This is a genomic window from Brevundimonas sp. NPDC007368 (assembly GCF_042869015.1).
GTDB lineage: Bacteria > Pseudomonadota > Alphaproteobacteria > Caulobacterales > Caulobacteraceae > Brevundimonas.
This window is the reverse complement of record NZ_JBIAFA010000001.1, coordinates 13,464-29,863: the sequence shown is the minus strand read 5'-3', so window position 1 is coordinate 29,863 and position 16,400 is coordinate 13,464. Positions and strand designations below refer to the sequence as shown.

Sequence of the window (16,400 nt, the reverse complement as noted above, 5' to 3'; positions counted from 1 at the left end):
TGGTGCGCGCGGAGGCTTGCCTCGCTGGGGTTTTGATCATTGTGGGCCTGCCCATGACGGCGAGCGCGCAAGCGAACGGCGCGTTCACTGGAGCCGTGGCCGTGCGCAACAGCGACGCCGTCCAGTTCGAGGACGCCGCCGCCCGGCTGGGCGACGAGATCGCCGTCACCGCCGCGGACACGCCCTTCGGCGCGCCCTTGGGCCTGTCCGGCTCGCCTGCGGGACGGGACGCCTTCACCACCGCCCGCAGCGAGGCCTGGTTCAACGGCGATGGCTTCACCGACCGGCTGCAGGTCACGACACGAGGCGAACCTCGCCGCGCAGACGGCGCCCCGGTGCCCCCGCGAGCCCTGGACGCCCGCGCCTTTGACGGGGAAGGCTACGACGTCACCTACACGCGCGGCTGGGTCGCGGCCCAGGGCCGCACGGCCTCGGGCCTGGAAGTCTCGCTGACGCCCCACGCCGGGGTGGGCTTCGGCAGCGACGGCACGAGCGCCGAGGCCGGCGCCACCCTGAAGATCGGCGAGGGACTGGACCGCCTGGCCCCCGACGGCGACGAAGCCTTCGGCGAACGCGCGCGCTGGTACGTCTATGCGGCCGGGTCCAAGCGGGCGGTCGGCTACAACTTCGCCCGCACCCGCGACGGCGACTTCGCACGCTCGGGCATGAGCCACGATGAAGGCGCCTTCCTGGGCGACGCCTCGGTGGGCGTGGCCTATCGCCGAGGGGCGGTGCAGAGCTCGTTCGGCGTCGTCTATCGCGAGATCGAGGCCAACGGCATCCGCGCCTACAACGGCATCAAGACCGATGTGTCGGAAGGCCTGGTGGCCTTCCAACTGACAATCCGCCCCCGCGAATAGACCTTACTGGGTCCGGGAGACGCCCTCACGGCGTGTATCCGCCGCTCCGTCCCATCGACCATCGCGCCACAGGCCGCCGTGCAGACCCGAGGTTTCGGTGGTGTTCGGCCGCAGCACCACGCCGCGCGCCGCCATACCGTCGCGCACGGCGGCGGGGAAGCCCTCGGTGTCCGCGCCGAAACCGTCGCCCTTGGCTACCAGGTTCGGCAGATCGAAGGCCTCCTGCAGCGGCAGGCCCCACCCCAGGGCGCCGATCAGGGCCTTGGCGTTATAGGCCAGGATGGATGAGCCGCCGGGCGAGCCCAGAGCCCCGACCAGTCGCCCCTCGCGATCCAGCACGATGACCGGCGACATGGACGAGCGCGGGCGCTTGCCTGCCGCCACGGCATTGGCCGCCGGCGTTCCGTCAGCCGCCGTCGGAACCAGGGAGAAATCGGTCAGTTGGTTGTTGAGGAAAAAGCCGCCCGCCATCCGGCCTGAGCCGAACAGACTCTCGACCGTCGTGGTCATGCTGACGGCGTTGCCCCTCGCGTCCACCACGACGAAATGCGAAGTGCCGGCCGGCTCCCGCGTAGCATCGGCGCCCAGGCGCGGCGCGCCTGCCGGGGTCCCGAACGGCGCGGCTCCGCGCAGGGCTGGGGCCAGGGCCGCGCGTTCGGCGGCATAGGCCGGATCCAGCAAACCGGCGACCGGCACCGACACAAAGGCCGGATCGCCGAAGTAGCGGTCGCGATCAGCATACATCAGCCGCTGCAACTGACCTAAGGCGGCCCAGGCCTCGGGGCTCTGCGCCCCCTTGTCGAGGTCCGGCGTCGTTTCGCCCATGGCCAGCAGCTGCAAAATGGAGGCGCCGCTGGACGGCGGCGGCGGCACGCAGACGACATAGACCTTGTAGGGACCGCAAACGGCCTCACGCACAACGGGGCGATAGGCGGCGATGTCGGCGGTCGTCAGTCCGCCCGGACGCGGCCCCTCGGCCACGGCGGCGGCGATGGCCTCGGCCAGAGGCCCGGTCTGCAAGCCCGCCGCGCCTTCGCGCGCCAGGGTCCGCACCGTCTCGGCATAGGCCGGGTTCTTCAGCACATCGCCCGCGACATAGCGCGCGCCGTCCGGCTTGGTGAAATAGGCGGTCGCCCAGCGGGTCTTGGCCTGGGGCGCATTGCCGTTGATCATGCCCGCCAGTCGGGGGCTGACGACAAAGCCGTCCTGCGCCAGCTTTTCGGCGTCGCCGAACAGCTCGGACCAGGGCAGCGCCCCGTGCTGCTTCTGCGCCAGGGCCAGCATCGGCACGGCGCCCGGCGTGCCGGTCGAACGCCCGCTCAGCACTGCATCGACGAAGGGCAGCGGCTTTCCGTTTTCATAGAAGAGCTCGGGCGTGGCCGAGGCCGGGGCCGTTTCGCGCCCGTCATAGACAGTGATGGCCTCAGTGTCGGCGTCGTAGAACATCATAAATGCGCCGCCGCCCAAACCCGACGACTGCGGCTCGACCAGGCCCAGCACCGCCTGAACGGCGACCGCCGCATCCACCGCCGACCCGCCGCGCGCCAGAACCTTCATCCCCGCGTCGACCGCCAGAGGATTGGCGGCCGAGACGAAGGGCCCACGCGCGGGCGCTTGCGCCGCCTCCGCGACCGACGCCGAGTCATTTCCTTGCGCGACCGGCGTCGTGACGCAGCCCGCCAGCATAAATGCGCCGAGGGCCGCTCCGGCCAGAATGAGCGAATTCTTGCGCCGGGACGTCGACGAAGGGATGGAATGGGCGCGCACCAAGGGGCTCCTGCAGGGTTCAGGGAGAGGTTCATGCCTAGTGCGCCGGGCCCCAGAGTCCAAGCCTGCATTTTCTATCGGTATTTTCAGAAAAGCCGCTTGCCAGCCCCCGGCCCACCCGCTAGATAGCCGCCCTGCCCGCGAGGCAGTGCGCACCCGTAGCTCAGCTGGATAGAGCACCAGACTACGAATCTGGGGGTCAGGAGTTCGAATCTCTTCGGGTGCGCCACTTCTCCCATCATCGTTGAAAACGCTGCAGACCTGTGTTCGCACTGCCGTCTCCGCGCCGATGTCTGGCAGCCTTCTCTTGAACAAGGCATGCCCCCCGCCAGGCCATGTAGCCCTTGCCGGATTGGTCATGATGGCCCGAGACGAGCACCTCGCCGCGCGTTTCCCGACAGCCTCCGCGGCCGCCACTCTCGCCGCCTTCATCCCACAGCGGGCCCTTGTTCAAACCAGCCCAGTTACAGAGCGGCGATAGGCGAGGTCCACATGCCTTGGTCTTTATGCAGACCCGCCTCAGCACCGGGTTGACCGGGTCGCGGGCAGCCATCGCGCCATGCGCCTTTGATCGGCTTGCATGCGGATGAACAAGAAAAAGGGCGGCGGACCGAAGTCCGCCGCCCTCTCCGTTTGAGCCGTAAGGCTTAGAACGGGCGGTAGTTGAGGCTCAGGAAGAACCGGCGTCCGAACAGGTCGAAGTTGTCGGCCGTCGTGTTGCCCAGCCAGCGCGCCGGCTCTGCGTCGAAGGCGTTCACGACGCCGGCGCGGACCGTCAGGTTGTCGCGAGCGGCCCAGCGCACCGAGAAGTCATGCTGCGAGAAGTCGCCCGTTTCCAGGTACTTGGCGGTTTCATACAGGTCGGGGTTGGCGACCAGGTTATCCACGTCGAGGATTTCCTGGCTGGCCTGCCAGTCCCAGTCCCAGGTGAAGGCCAGGGTGTCGATCGGCGCCCAGGTGACGGTCGACAGGAAGCGCACGCGCGGCATGCCGACGGTGTCTTCAAAGTCACTGGAGTCCGACGGATCGGCGATGTTGACGAAGTCGTGCTGCTCGATCAGCCAGTTGCCACGGATCGAGTGGCTGAACGAGCCCCAGTTGCGGCCGAAGAACTCGGGCAGGTCGGTGCGATAGCTGGCCGTGAAGTCCACGCCCTTGGCCGTCAGCGCCGCATAGTTCAGCGAGCCCTGGATGAAGCTCGTAACCTGGAAGCTCGACGGATCGCGGGTTTGGGTGGCGCAGGCGCCGACGTTGACTGAGTCGCCGTTGACGCACTGGTTGGCGGCGTTCTGGGCGGTCACCGAGGCGATCGCGTCGTTGATCTCGATGTCATAGTAATCCATGACCAGCGAGAAGTTGGGCAGCAGGTAGTCCGGCGTCCAAACGCCGCCGACGGTGAAGCTTTCCGAGGTTTCCGGCTTCAGGAAGGGGTTGCCGCCGGCCAGGCCCGACACCGAGCCGCTGCCGTAGTTGGGCAGGTAGGCGTTGGAGGCCGAGGCATCGGCGAAGTTCAGGTTCAGGCCCGCCGCCTTGGCCAGAGCGCCGCAGTTGGCGATGCGGTTGTTGGCGATCGACCGGTCGGCCAGGTTGTTGATGACCGTAGCCGAGCAGGGGTCGCTGAAACCGTTGGCGAAGGTCTGACCCAGCGGTTCGCTGGTTTCGCCCAGGTTCGGCACACGGATCGCCGTGGCGGTCGTGGCGCGGAACATGAACTGGTCGACCGGGCGCCACTGGAACTGGGCGCTGTAGGTCTCTTGCTGGCCGACGTGGGAGTAGTCCGAGAAGCGGTAGGCGCCGCTGATCTCGGCCGACTGGCCCAGGAAGCTGTCGCGGAACAGCGGGATGCTGACCTCAGCGAAGACGTCGTTGGTATCGTAGCTGGCTTCTTCGAAGTCCGGTCCGGCGTTCAGGAACAGGAAGCGGCCGGCGGTATCGCGGTCACGGCCCGTGCCGCTGGTGATTTCCTTGCGGTACTCATAGCCGATCGACGCGCCGATCGGGCCGGCGCCCCAGAAGTCCCACAGCTTGCCCGAGGTGTAGGCCATGAAGTCGTGCTGTTTGTTTTGGTCGGTCACCGTGACGGCGGCCTGCAGGTAGTCCAGGCCTTCCTGGGTGAAGCCGTTCGGACCGAAGACGCGGACCGGCGAGCAGTCGTCGATGACGGCGCCCTGACGCGAGTAGGTGGTTCCGCCGATCACGGCGTCCGGCACGGCGACGCCGTTGGCCTTCATCAGCTGGATGCGGCAGACGACTTCGCCCGGCTTGCCGTGGACCTTGCCCGCGACGTCGATGACGGCGTCGGCCGCAGCCTGGTAGCGGACCACGTCCACGCCCAGTTCGCGGTTCGAGTTGTTCATCTCGCCGTAGGTGTAGCCGGCTTCCCAGTTGACGTCCTTGACGAAGGCCACATCGCCCAGGTCGCCGCGCAGGCCGACGACGTAGCGTTGCAGGTCGCGGTTGTTCAGCTGGTTACGCGCCGGGCCGTACAGCTTGTGCTGGGCGCGGGCGTCGGCCACCGTGCTGGTGACGGCGCCGGCCGAGTTGAAGATGTCGCGGCGGTTGTTCTGGATCGCCAGACGCACGTCCGACGGCAGGTAGGCGTTGTCCAGGCCGATCTCGAAGGCCGAGGTGGCCGTGATGGCGCCGACGGTGTTGGGCGCCAGGGCGCGGATGTTGAAGTCGTGGAAGACGCGTTGACCGGCGTCGTAGGTTTCTTCCTCGACGTACTTGGCTTCGGCGAACAGGTGGACGTTGTCCGTGATGTCGAAGTTCAGGCCGGTCTGGAAGCGATAGTTGGTCGATTCCGGCAGACGGCTGGCCTGGCCTTGTTCGGTGTTGGAATTCTGACCTTCACCGCCGTTGCTGGTGGTGCGGCTGAAGCCCGTGCCCTGGCGGATCGAACCGAAGGTGACCGGTCGCGACACGCCCTTGTCATCATAGAGGTAGGCGTTGTCCAAGCGGTTCGACGGGGCCAGCGAGAAGCAGTTGGCCGAGAAGGTCGTGGCCGAGCAGGTCTGGAACGGAACGTCGGGGTCGTTGGCCGCGCTGGGCTTGACGCCCGTCGACAGGATGGTCACGCCGCCGAAGTTGGTGCCGCGGATATAGGTGCGGGCGTCGCGGATCAGGATCTGGTCCGGTACGCCGTCCGAGGGGGCGCTGGACGGGTCGGCGTCGTTGCCGATCAGGGCCCAGCCCTCGCGACGCCAATCAACGTCGGCATCCAGGACTTCGTCGTTGCGCTGGAATTCACCCGATACGTAGTAGTTCAGGCGGCCGTCCATCAGGTTCTGGCCCCACAGGACCGAGAGGCGTTCGCTCAGCTGATGGTCCTGGTTGATCTCGGCGATCGAGGCGTCGATCTCCAGGCCGTCGAAGTCCTTGCGCATGATGAAGTTGACCACGCCCGAGACGGCGTCAGCGCCGTACACGGCGGCGGCGCCGCCGGTGATCACTTCGGTGTTGGCGACGAGCAGGCGCGGGATGGTGTCGACGTCCACCGACAGCGAACCGGGGCTCGAGCCGACGTGGCGACGACCGTCGACCAGCACCAGGGTGCGCACGGCGCCCAGGGCGCGCAGGCTCAGCAGCGACAGGCCGCCGTCGTTCAGGTTCGAACCCGTGGTGTCTTCCGGCACCTGCGAGGTGGACAGAGCCGGGATGTCGGCCAGGAAGTCGATGACGTTGACTTCGCCCGACTGCAGCAGTTCTTCCTGACCGATCTGGATCAGGGGCGTCGGCGAGTTGGTCGGGTTGCGGCGGATGCGCGAACCGGTGACGACGACTTCACCGAGGTTGGTGGCTTGGTCTTCCTGAGCAGCAGCGGCGCCAGGGGCGACGCTGATCATGGCGGCGGCCGTCAGGCCGGCGATCAGCGTGGAGCCCATGAGCTGAGATTTCTTCATGTTCATTGGTCTATTTCCCCCCAAACGTTCAGGAGTGAACGGTTGGTTAGGCCGCTTCATCGTCGCTCTCGCATCGAGCAGCAATATTTTTGACGAGAGAATGCCTCATTTGTCATTCGGGCGCGCCTTTTTCGCTACAGTTTCGTCACATTTCGCCAGTCCGTGAAATTGCCTCTACCGTGATCGTGGTCGCCGTTGTTTGACGCCGACGGCGCAGCGGTCGATGAAGGGGCGTGAGCGACGCCCCTCCTCCCGTTCGACGTCCGCGCAGAGGCCGCCTGCCCGCGCCGCCTCCCGGCCTCGGGAGGATCCAGGGGTTTTCCGACATCCGTCTGAGCGTTGAGCAGGCCGAGGCCTCGCTGGAGGCGGCCGCTGACCGCCTGTCGTTGCCGCGTTCCGGCTGGGCGTCCGGGCGGTTCGACATGCTGGCCATTTCGGGCGGCGCCGCGGGCGGGGCTTATGGCGCGGGGGCCTTGGTCGGGCTGACGGACGCCGGGCAAAGGCCCGCGTTCGCCCTGGTCACCGGGGTCAGCACCGGCGCCCTGATCGCTCCCTTCGCCTTCCTGGGACCCGCCTGGGACGAGCGCCTGGCCGACGCCTATGTCGGGGGCCACGCCGCCGATCTGCTGAGCCTGCGCCGACTGGCTTCGACCCTTACCGGCGGCCTGTTCCAGGGCGAGGCCCTGGACGCCCTGATCCATCCCTTCGTCGACGAGGCCCTGATCGACGCCGTGGCGGCCGAGCACGCGCGCGGACGGCGACTGCTGGTGGCGACGACTGATCTGGACAGCCAGCGGGCCTGCATCTGGGACATGGGGGCGATCGCCGCGCATGGCGGCGACAAGGCGGTGGCCCTGTTCCGCGAGGTCCTGGCCGCCTCGGCCAGCCTGCCCGGCCTGTTTCCGCCGCGTCGCATCCGATGCGAGGTCGACGGCGAGACCTTCGAGGAGATGCACGTCGACGGCGGCGTCGCCGCGCCCCTGTTCCTGATGCCCGAGGGCCTGCTGCGCTGGAACCGGCTGGGCCGGCGGCTGCACGGCGGGCGGGCCTATGTCCTGGTCAATACGGTGCTGGAACCCGAGCCGCGCACCACCGCGCCGAACATGGCCGCCATCCTGACCCGCAGCTTTGACGCCATGCTGCGGTTTTCCTATCGGCAGGCCCTGGGCACGGCGACGACCTTCTGCGCAGCCCAGGGCCTGCCGATCAGCGTCGCTTCCATTCCCGACGCGCCGGATCAGGGCGGGATGCTGAGCTTCGACACGGCGACGATGAAGCGTTTGTTCGACGCCGCGCGCGAGCGGGCGCGGGCCGGCGAGTTGTGGCGCTCGCCGGTGGCTGAACGGCACGGCCTTCAGGGTCTGCTTGATCGGCTGCGGCCGCGCGGATAGGGGCCTTGATGCGGTCCAAGACGAGGCGCATGGAGAAGCTCTCCTCCCCAAGACTTTCAAGGCCCCGATCGTGACCGACGCTGAACAGACCCCCGTCCTCCTGCCCGAAGGCCAGCCCGTCGGCCGCGTCATCGCCATGCCCGCCGACACCAACCCCGAGGGCGACATCTTCGGCGGCTGGCTTCTGGCCCAGATGGACTTGGCCGGCGCCACCCCGGCCTTCGAGCGCGCCAACGGCCGCTGCGCCACCGTGGCCCTGGACGGCATGGTCTTCCACCAGCCGGTCTCGGTCGGCGACGAGGTCTCGACCTACGCCAAGGTGATCCACACGGGCCGCACCTCGATCCGCGTCCATGTCGAGGTCTGGAAGCGCTCGCGCGGCGAGGCCGAGGCCCGCTCGGTGCGCGTGACCGAGGGCGTCTTCACCTATGTGGCCATCGACGCGGACCGCAAGCCGCGTCCGCTGCCGCCGGTGCTGGACAGCCAGGCCTAAGCGTAACAATGTTCAGCCAGCGCCTCGGGCGAGGCTGGGAGGTTGAACATGTGGACCTTGGCGGGAATCGGGGCCTTTGTCGGCGGGTTGTTCCTGATGTTGCGGGAACTTCTGCCGTTGCTCAAGGCGCGCCAGACCGGCGTGATCCGCAGCAAGGGACACGCCGCGCGCCGTATCGAGCGCGCGGTCGATCCTGAGCGGTTCGAAGGCCTGTGCCGGGCGCGGCTGAAGGCGGCCGGCGCGGGGGGTCTGCTTGCGATCGGCGGGGCGGTCTGGACGATCATGCAGGTCGCCGGGATCGCGGCGGCCTCGGCCGGCTGAGTTCTCTCGTCCGGCGCAAGACCAAGCGCCGCACTCGGAAATTCTTGACGTTGGGCCGCCCGCACCCTACCTGCGGGCTATGGCTATTCGTCGCATCCTGACCATCGATAACGCCGCCGACCTGGCGATCCTCAAGGCCGTCTCCCCGCCCGTCGAGGGCGGCGTGACCGACGACCTGCGCGCCCTCATGGACGACATGCTGGAGACCATGTACGCCGCGCCGGGCATCGGCCTGGCCGCCGCCCAGATCGGCGAGCTGAAACGCGTCGTGGTCATGGACCTCGGCGACAAGGTCGTTGAGGGGCAGCCGGAAGAACCGGAAACCGAGGAAGACGCCCTGGCGCGCCGCAACCCCCGTTACTTCGTCAACCCCGAAGTGATCTGGGCCTCGGACGAGCTCTTCTCCTACGAGGAAGGCTGCCTCTCGGTGCCGGAATATTTCGACGCCGTCGAACGCCCCGCTCGCATCCGCGTCCGCTACCTGAACTATGCCGGCGAGCAGATCGAGGAAGAGATCGAAGGTCTCTACGCCGTCTGCTTCCAGCACGAACTGGATCACCTGAACGGCGTCCTGTTCATCGACCACCTGTCGCGCCTGCGCCGCGAACGGGCCGTCGCCAAGGTCAAGAAGAACGCAAGGCTGGCCGCCTGATGGCCCGCAAGACCACGATCATCGACCCCCGCGGTCGTCGCCGCATGACCCGCAATCAGAAGGTCGGCGCCGCCAGCCTGGCCACCATCGTCGCTGTCGCCGCAGTCGGCGTGGTGGCGGGCCTGCTGCTGGACCGTCTGCTCGATTTCGACGACGCTCTGGACGCGGGCGGCGAGTGGGACGAGGGCGGCGGCGTCTATACGCGCTGGATGTAATCCGCCCCACGGTCTAAAGGCGTGGCCATGCGCCTAGCCTTCATGGGAACCCCCGACTTCGCCGTGCCGTCGCTGGCCGAGCTGATCGCCTCGGGACACGAGATCGTCGCCGTCTATTCGCAGCCGCCGCGCCCCAAGGGCCGGGGCCAGAAGCTGACGCCGTCGCCGGTTCACGCCTTCGCCGAGGCCATGGGCCTGCCTGTCTTCACGCCCGAGAGCATGAAGGCCGCCGAGGCTATCGACACGTTCCGCAGCCTCGATCTCGACGCCGCCTGCGTCGTCGCCTACGGCCAGATCCTCAAGCCTGAAGTGCTGGAGGCCCCGCGTCTGGGTTGCTTCAACCTGCACGGCTCGCTGCTGCCGCGCTGGCGCGGTGCGGCCCCGATCCAGCGCGCCATCATGGCCGGGGATCGCCAGACCGGCGCCCAGATCATGCGGATGAGCGAGGGCCTGGACGAGGGCGCGATCATCCTGTCCGAGGTCATGGACATCCACCCCGACGACACGGCCGCCAGCCTGACCGAGCGCATGGCGCATCTCGGCGCCGCCCTGTGGCCGCGGGCGCTCGCCGCCATCGAACGCGGCGGCTTCACCGAGACCGAGCAGGTCGGCGAAGCGACCTACGCCAAAAAGATCACGCCCACCGAGGCCCGGATCGACTGGACCCGCCCCGCCGCCGAGGTGGACGCCCATATCCGCGGCCTGTCGCCCTTCCCGGGCGCCTGGTTCGAGGTCGAGGCCGACGGCAAGCCGGTGCGGATCAAGGCCCTGATGTCGGGGCTGGCCGAGGGTGAAGGTTCGCCCGGTCAGGTGCTGGACGACGCCCTGACGGTGGCCTGCGGAACCGGCGCGGTGCGCCTGACCCGCGTGCAGCGCCCCGGCAAGGCGGCGCAATCCGCCGAGGAAATGCTGCGCGGCTTCGCGGTCCCTGCTGGAACTGTGCTCGGGTAATGCCCCGCTACCGCTTCACGGTCGAGTACGACGGCTCGGCCTACAACGGCTTTCAGGCCCAGGCGGGCCAGCCGACGGTGCAGGGCGCGATCGAGACGGCGGTGACGGCCTTTTCCGGCCAGACGGTGCGCATCGCCGCCGCCGGGCGCACCGACACCGGGGTCCACGCCACGGGCCAGACCTGCCATGTCGATCTGGAGCGGGACTGGCCGGCGCGGACGGTGATGAACGCCCTTAACGCCCATCTGATGCATGAGGCGGTGGCGGTGCTGGACTGCGCCCCGGTCAGCGACGACTGGCACGCCCGCTTCACCGCCAATGGGCGCAAATATCTGTACCGCATCCTCAACCGCCCGGGCCGCCCAGCGCTGGACCGGGGCCGGGTCTGGCACGTCAAGAAGCCGCTGGACGCCGAGGCCATGCATGCGGCGGCGCAGAGCCTGATCGGCCTGCACGACTTCACCACCTTCCGCGACGCCCAGTGTCAGTCGGCCAGCCCGGTCAAGACCCTGGACGTGGCCCGCGTCACCCGCGTCGGCGAAGAAGTGCATCTGGTGTTCGAGGCGCGCAGCTTCCTGCATCGTCAGGTGCGCTCAATGGCGGGCAGTCTGGCCGAGGTGGGGCTGGGGCGGTGGGCCATGGCCGATCTGGCGGAGGCGCTGGCGGCGCAGGACCGCGCGCGCTGCGGCCCAGTGGCGCCGTCAGACGGGCTCTATCTGACCGGCGTCACCTATGAGGCCGAGGCCTAGGTCTAGCGTTTGAACAGGCCGCCCAGGGCGTCGCCAAGGCCGCCCGGCAGGTTGTTCAACAGGCCGCCCAGCAGGTCGTCGGCGCCCTCGGCCGAGCCGTTCGGCGTCAAGCGATCGACGGCTTCCGGCAACAGGCCCGCCAGGGTCTCGCCGGCCTGTTCCGGGGAGACGCCCAGCCTGGCGGCGAAGTCGGCGATGGGCCCCGAGCCGAGCACAGAAGCGATCTGCTCCGGTGAGATCGCGGCGTTGCCGCCCTTGCCGATCCATGAGGCCGCCACGTCGCCGAGACCGCTCTGACCGAATTTCTCGGCCAGGCCGGCGACGCCGCCCTGACCCTTGAGCAGGTCCGACAGGCCGCCTGCGGCGTCGTCGCCGAGGCCGCCCAGCACGTTATCCAGAAGTCCCATGGTCGTCCTCCGGTTGAAGTCGGCAGTCTGAGGGGACGAGGCTACGCTTTTGTGGCGGGATCGCAAACGATCGTAACGCCGCCGGGGAGTCGGCCCTAGTTTCGGGCCGAGTTGGAGCTCGAGGTCACGGCCTGGCCGGCGGCTTCCAGATCACGGCCGACGCCGGCGACGGTGTTGCAGGCGGCGGTGGTCAAGGCGGCGGCGATGACGCCGAGAACGATGAGCTTGCGCATGATGATTTCCCCGAAGATGAGACGAATGAGCGCTTCAACGTGAAGCTTGGCCATAAGGTTGCATGGCCAATTCATCCTTCAATCTGCTAACGGCGAAACCATGACGCAAGCTTTCGACACCGCCGCCCGCCGTCTGGTCGACACCCTCGTGATGAACGGGATCGACAAGGTCTTCTGCGTGCCGGGCGAAAGCTATCTCGCCGTGCTCGACGCACTGGCCGACGTGCGGGATCAGATCGAGGTCATCGTCTGCCGTCACGAGGCCGGCGCCGCCAACATGGCCGAGGCTTATGGCAAGCTGACCGGTAAGCCGGGCGTCTGCATGGTCACGCGCGGACCGGGCGCGACCCACGCCTCGATCGGGGTGCACACGGCGCATCAGGACTCCACGCCGATGATCCTGTTCGTCGGCCAGATCGCCCTGACCGACCGCGGGCGCGGCGCCTTCCAGGAGGTCGACTACCGCGAGGTCTTCGGCGGCCTGGCCAAGTGGGCGACCGAGATCGAAAGCCCGGAACGCACGGTCGAGATCGTCGAGCGCGCCTTCGCCACGGCTCTGCAGGGCCGCATGGGCCCGGTGGTCGTGGCCCTGCCCGAGAACATCCTGCACGACCACGGCGGCCCCGCCCCGGTGCGCCCCGTCGTCCCCGCCAAGGCGGCGCCGGACCCGGCCTTCGTCGAGCAGGTGCGCGAACGCCTGTCGCGGGCTGAACGCCCCTTGCTGATCCTCGGCGGATCCGGCTGGACCGACGCCGCCACCGACGCGATTTCGGCCTGGGCCGAGCGTCTGGGCCTGCCCGTCGCCCTGTCCTTCCGCCGCAAGGATCTTATCCGCAACGACCATCCGGGCTATGCGGGCGATCTCGGCCTGGGCCCGAACCCCAAGCTGGTCGCACGGGTCAAAGCGGCCGACCTGCTGCTGGTGATCGGCGCCCGCATGGGCGAAAATCCGACCCAAGGCTACACCCTGCTGGACCGGACGAAGACGGTCGACACCCTGATCCATATCCATCCGGGGGCAGAGGAGCTGGGCCGCGTCTGGGCGCCGGCCCTGTCGGCCGCCTCTGACAATTCGCTGGCGGCCCTGGCCCTGTCGACCATCGATCCGGGCCGGAACTGGAGCAAACAGGGCGCCGCCGCCCACGCCGACTTCATCGCCTTCTCCTCGCCCATCGAGGTCAAGAGCGCGGTGAACATGAGCGAGGTCGTCGGCCATCTGGCCGAAGTCCTGCCGGAAGACGCCATCCTGACCAATGGGGCGGGGAACTTCGCCGCCTGGCTGCACCGCTTCCACCGCCATCAGGCCCGTCGCACCCAGCTGGCCCCGACCTCGGGCGCCATGGGTTACGGCTATCATGCGGCCCTGGGCGCCAAGGCGACACAGCCCTCGCGCGAGGTGGTCTGCATCGCGGGCGACGGCGACTTCATGATGAGCGCCAATGAGATGGCCACCGCCGCCCAGTACGGCCTCGGCGTCATCGTCGTGGTGGTCGACAATGGAACCTTCGGCACCATCCGCATGCACCAGGAGCGGGAATACCCCGCCCGCGTCATCGCCACTGAGCTGAAGAACCCCGACTTCGTGAAGTACGCCGAGGCTTTCGACGCCTTCGCCGTGCGCTGTGAGGCGACCGCGGACTTCCCGGCGGCCCTGGCGGCGGCGCGCGAAGCGGCGGCGGGCGGCCGTCCGGCGTTGATCCACCTGATCACCGACGCCGAGCAGATCGCGCCGGGTCGGACGATCACGGACCTGCGCGACGGCTGACCGATAAACTTGCGTCGCTTCCCCATTGCGGGAACAGTGCCGCCTCGTCGTTTCGAGGGGGTTTCATGCGTCGTTTTCTGATCTCATCCGCCGCCGTTCTGGCGTTTAGCGCCGTCGCGCCCGCCGTCATGGCCCAAACGGCGGCGCCCGCTGCGGCTTCGTCACAGGCCCAGAGCGAGGACGCCCGCCTCAACGCCTTCTTTGATCAGGCCTTCCAGGAACGCATCGCGCTCAGCCCGCAGCAGATGACCGGCCTGGGCCTGAAGACCGACTACGACAAGCTGGACGATGTCTCAGACGCCGCCTCGGCCCGCGCGCTGGCCCTGCAAGAATCTCAACTGGCGCGCATGAAGGCCGAGTTCGATCCGGCCAAGCTGAACGCGCAGAGCAAGATGTCCTGGCGTCTGTTCGAATACGGCGTGCAGCAGGCGCGCCTGTCGAACCAGTGGCGTGACTGGGGCTTCCAGTTCGCCGCCAACGGCAATCCGACGACGGGCCTGCCGGTCTTCCTGATCAACAACCACCGCATCAGCAGCGTCTCGGACGCCGAGGCCTATGTCTCGCGCATCACCGAGGCCGAGCGCTACATGGGGCAGGTGGCGACGACGCTGAAGGCCCGCGCCGCCGAGGGCGTGGTCTCGCCGCGCTTCGTCTTCGAACCTTCGATCGCCAACACCCGCGCGGTGATCACCGGCGCCCCCTTCGACAGCGGCGCTGACAATCCGGTCTGGGCCGATTTCCAGAAGAAGGTCGCCGCCTTGGACGCCGATCAGGCGACCAAGGACCGGCTGCTGGCCTCGGCCCGCGCCGCCCTGACCGGCCCCTACAAGCGCGGCTTCGACACCGTCCTGACGGCCCTGGGCGAGGTCCGGCCGATGGCCGACAGCGACGCGGGCGTCTGGCGGCTGCCGAACGGCGAGGCCTATTACAACGCCCGCCTGCAGCTCTCGACCACGACCGACCTGACCGCCGATCAGATCCATCAGATCGGTCTGGACGAGGTGGCCCGCATTCAGGCCGAGATGGAGGTTATCAAGGCCAAGGTTGGCTTTGACGGCTCCTTGCAGGACTTCTTCGTCTTCCTGAAGACCGATCCGCGCTTCCAGTATCCCAATACGCCGGAGGGCAAGGAGCAGTATCTGACCGACGCCCGCGCCTTCATCGCCCAGGTCATGGCGGTGGCGCCCCAATGGTTCTCCAACCTGCCCAAGGCGGCGCTGGAGGTCCGCGCCGTCGAGCCGTTCCGCGAGGCCACGGCCTCGATCGCCTTCTACAATGCGCCTGCGCCCGACGGTTCGCGGCCCGGCATCTACTACGTCAACCTGTCGGACATGACCCAGGTGCTGAAGCCTCAGATCGAGGGCATCAGCTATCACGAGGGCGCGCCGGGCCATCACTTCCAGATCGCCTACGCCCAGGAGATCGAGGGCCTGCCGCGCTTCCGTCGCTTCGGCGGCTACGGCGCCTACGCCGAGGGCTGGGGGCTCTACGCCGAACAGCTGGGCAAGGAGATGGGCTTCTATCAGGACCCCTATTCCGACTTCGGCCGCCTCTCGACCGAGCTGTGGCGCGCGGTGCGTCTGGTCACCGACACCGGCCTGCACGCCAAGCGCTGGAGCCGCGAACAGGCGATGGACTACTTCCGTCAGAACTCCCTACTGTCGGAGCGCGACATCCAGAAAGAGGTCGAGCGCTACATCACCAACCCCGGCCAGGCGACCAGCTACAAGATCGGCGAGCTGAAGATCGAGGAACTGCGCCACAAGGCCGAGACGACGCTGGGACCGCGCTTCGACATCAAGGACTTCCACGCCGTGGTCCTCGGCTCCGGCTCGGTGCCGCTGGACGTGCTGGCGGACCAGGTCGACGCCTGGATCGCAGCGGGCGGCGGGGCGCCGAACTAGGATTCTATATTCGTCGTCACGGACACGGGCGCGGCAGGGGCGGCGGCGTAAATGGCGGTTGATACACAGCGATAAGTGGTGTCGCCCCTCTCAGGGGCATGTCGGATCTGCCGCGCCGACTGCGTCGCGATTGGCGGCGAACAACTGTTCCCAGCGGGAGGGCGATTGAAGATCGATGACGGCTTCATGCCAGTATCGGCCTTCGTCGTCTTCCAGGGCTATTTTGAAACGGCCGCCTTTCTTGAGGGCTTCCAGAAATCTGGGCGCGGCTACAGCGTCGGCTTCGTTGACGCTGGCGTAGCCGGTGGACCAATCCTGACCTCTGTCCAAACCGGCGGGTACGAAGACGCGCCACCCCGGCCAAGCCTGACCATTCGGCCCGATCAGAACCGATTGAACCCAACTGGGGCGGTCGCGGCAGTAGTCGCCGAACTTTACGGTCCATCCTACCGAATGCGGCGACCCCAGATGTTCGCCATCGCTGTCGAACCGGAGGGTGAACGAGAACGGATCGCCCTTGCTGTCCCCTCCCGCGCGCAGTGCGACGTCGCCCATACGCGGCGCCTGACCTTCGGCGCGCCTGACCTCCAGCGGCATTCGTGCCTCGTAGACCTTGGAGGGCGCGGCACAGGCGGAAGCGCTCAGCAGAGCAAGGAGGGAAACAAGGGCGCGCATGGAGTCTCGCAGATTCCTGAATTCTGAGTTGGGACGCGTCGAACGAGTAAGTCAACCAGCCCTGGCGTTGCTCCATCGCGATGCACCGGCTCGCCGGATTGCCGGGTTTCCTGTA

General features: G+C 68.0%; 15 protein-coding genes and 1 tRNA gene. 11 read left to right on the top strand and 5 right to left on the bottom strand.

The genetic code is table 11. From position 1 onward, the window contains the following. Positions 1 to 101: 101 nt before the first annotated feature. Complete coding sequence (locus ACFYLW_RS00155) at positions 102 to 860, top strand: lipid A-modifier LpxR family protein (RefSeq protein WP_390182360.1); 759 nt, start codon at positions 102 to 104, stop codon at positions 858 to 860. 3 nt (positions 861 to 863) lie between these two features. Here ACFYLW_RS00155 and ACFYLW_RS00150 read toward each other — a convergent pair whose 3' ends face one another. Then, the gene (locus ACFYLW_RS00150) at positions 864 to 2,627 is read right to left on the bottom strand and encodes a gamma-glutamyltransferase family protein (protein WP_390182359.1); all 1,764 of its coding nucleotides are present in this window, start codon (positions 2,625 to 2,627) and stop codon (positions 864 to 866) included. 152 nt (positions 2,628 to 2,779) lie between these two features. Here ACFYLW_RS00150 and ACFYLW_RS00145 point away from each other — a divergent pair. Beyond that, positions 2,780 to 2,856, top strand: a tRNA-Arg gene (locus ACFYLW_RS00145). 418 nt (positions 2,857 to 3,274) lie between these two features. Here the strand turns inward: ACFYLW_RS00145 and ACFYLW_RS00140 are convergent. Then, positions 3,275 to 6,529, bottom strand: a complete 3,255-nt coding sequence (locus tag ACFYLW_RS00140) for a TonB-dependent receptor domain-containing protein (protein WP_390182358.1) — start codon at positions 6,527 to 6,529, stop codon at positions 3,275 to 3,277. Between the two features lie 233 nt (positions 6,530 to 6,762). Here ACFYLW_RS00140 and ACFYLW_RS00135 point away from each other — a divergent pair, with 233 nt between their 5' ends. From ACFYLW_RS00135 to truA, 7 genes are all read left to right on the top strand, one after another. Then, complete coding sequence (locus ACFYLW_RS00135) at positions 6,763 to 7,920, top strand: patatin-like phospholipase family protein (protein WP_390182357.1); 1,158 nt, start codon at positions 6,763 to 6,765, stop codon at positions 7,918 to 7,920. Positions 7,921 to 8,056: 136 nt separating this feature from the next. Continuing rightward, the gene (locus ACFYLW_RS00130) at positions 8,057 to 8,413 is read left to right on the top strand and encodes an acyl-CoA thioesterase (RefSeq protein WP_390182866.1); all 357 of its coding nucleotides are present in this window, start codon (positions 8,057 to 8,059) and stop codon (positions 8,411 to 8,413) included. A gap of 48 nt (positions 8,414 to 8,461) precedes the next feature. Beyond that, positions 8,462 to 8,734, top strand: coding sequence for a hypothetical protein (locus ACFYLW_RS00125; protein ID WP_390182356.1), 273 nt, complete (start codon positions 8,462 to 8,464; stop codon positions 8,732 to 8,734). A 79-nt stretch (positions 8,735 to 8,813) separates the two neighbouring features. Further along, the gene (def, locus tag ACFYLW_RS00120) at positions 8,814 to 9,386 is read left to right on the top strand and encodes a peptide deformylase (RefSeq protein WP_390182355.1); all 573 of its coding nucleotides are present in this window, start codon (positions 8,814 to 8,816) and stop codon (positions 9,384 to 9,386) included. After that, on the top strand, positions 9,386 to 9,601 hold the full coding sequence (locus ACFYLW_RS00115; RefSeq protein WP_292083856.1) for a hypothetical protein: 216 nt from the start codon (positions 9,386 to 9,388) through the stop codon (positions 9,599 to 9,601). Before def ends, ACFYLW_RS00115 begins: the two co-directional genes overlap by 1 nt. Positions 9,602 to 9,628: 27 nt before the next feature. Continuing rightward, positions 9,629 to 10,552 (top strand): methionyl-tRNA formyltransferase, encoded by a 924-nt coding sequence (gene fmt / locus ACFYLW_RS00110; RefSeq protein WP_390182354.1) that lies wholly within the window; start codon positions 9,629 to 9,631, stop codon positions 10,550 to 10,552. Then, positions 10,552 to 11,301, top strand: coding sequence for a tRNA pseudouridine(38-40) synthase TruA (gene truA, locus ACFYLW_RS00105; RefSeq protein WP_390182353.1), 750 nt, complete (start codon positions 10,552 to 10,554; stop codon positions 11,299 to 11,301). The genes fmt and truA overlap by 1 nt, the downstream gene beginning before the upstream one ends. Positions 11,302 to 11,303: 2 nt before the next feature. Here the strand turns inward: truA and ACFYLW_RS00100 are convergent, their stop codons facing one another. Beyond that, entirely contained in the window at positions 11,304 to 11,774 is a 471-nt protein-coding gene (locus ACFYLW_RS00100; RefSeq protein WP_390182352.1) for a YidB family protein, read from the bottom strand. Positions 11,775 to 11,803: 29 nt separating this feature from the next. Further along, complete coding sequence (locus tag ACFYLW_RS00095) at positions 11,804 to 11,941, bottom strand: entericidin A/B family lipoprotein (protein WP_105563734.1); 138 nt, start codon at positions 11,939 to 11,941, stop codon at positions 11,804 to 11,806. Between the two features lie 100 nt (positions 11,942 to 12,041). Here ACFYLW_RS00095 and ACFYLW_RS00090 point away from each other — a divergent pair, with 100 nt between their 5' ends. Together ACFYLW_RS00090 and ACFYLW_RS00085 are read left to right on the top strand one after the other, a co-directional pair. Then, positions 12,042 to 13,706 carry a thiamine pyrophosphate-binding protein gene (locus tag ACFYLW_RS00090; protein ID WP_390182351.1) on the top strand — a complete coding sequence of 555 codons (1,665 nt, stop codon included), beginning with the start codon at positions 12,042 to 12,044 and terminating at the stop codon, positions 13,704 to 13,706. Between the two features lie 65 nt (positions 13,707 to 13,771). Then, positions 13,772 to 15,610, top strand: coding sequence for a DUF885 domain-containing protein (locus ACFYLW_RS00085; protein WP_390182350.1), 1,839 nt, complete (start codon positions 13,772 to 13,774; stop codon positions 15,608 to 15,610). Positions 15,611 to 15,700: 90 nt separating this feature from the next. On the opposite strand, the gene ACFYLW_RS00080 is transcribed toward ACFYLW_RS00085, so the two are convergent. Then, a complete protein-coding gene (locus ACFYLW_RS00080) occupies positions 15,701 to 16,285 on the bottom strand; it encodes a hypothetical protein (protein ID WP_390182349.1) in 585 nt (194 codons plus the stop codon). Positions 16,286 to 16,400: the final 115 nt, after the last annotated feature.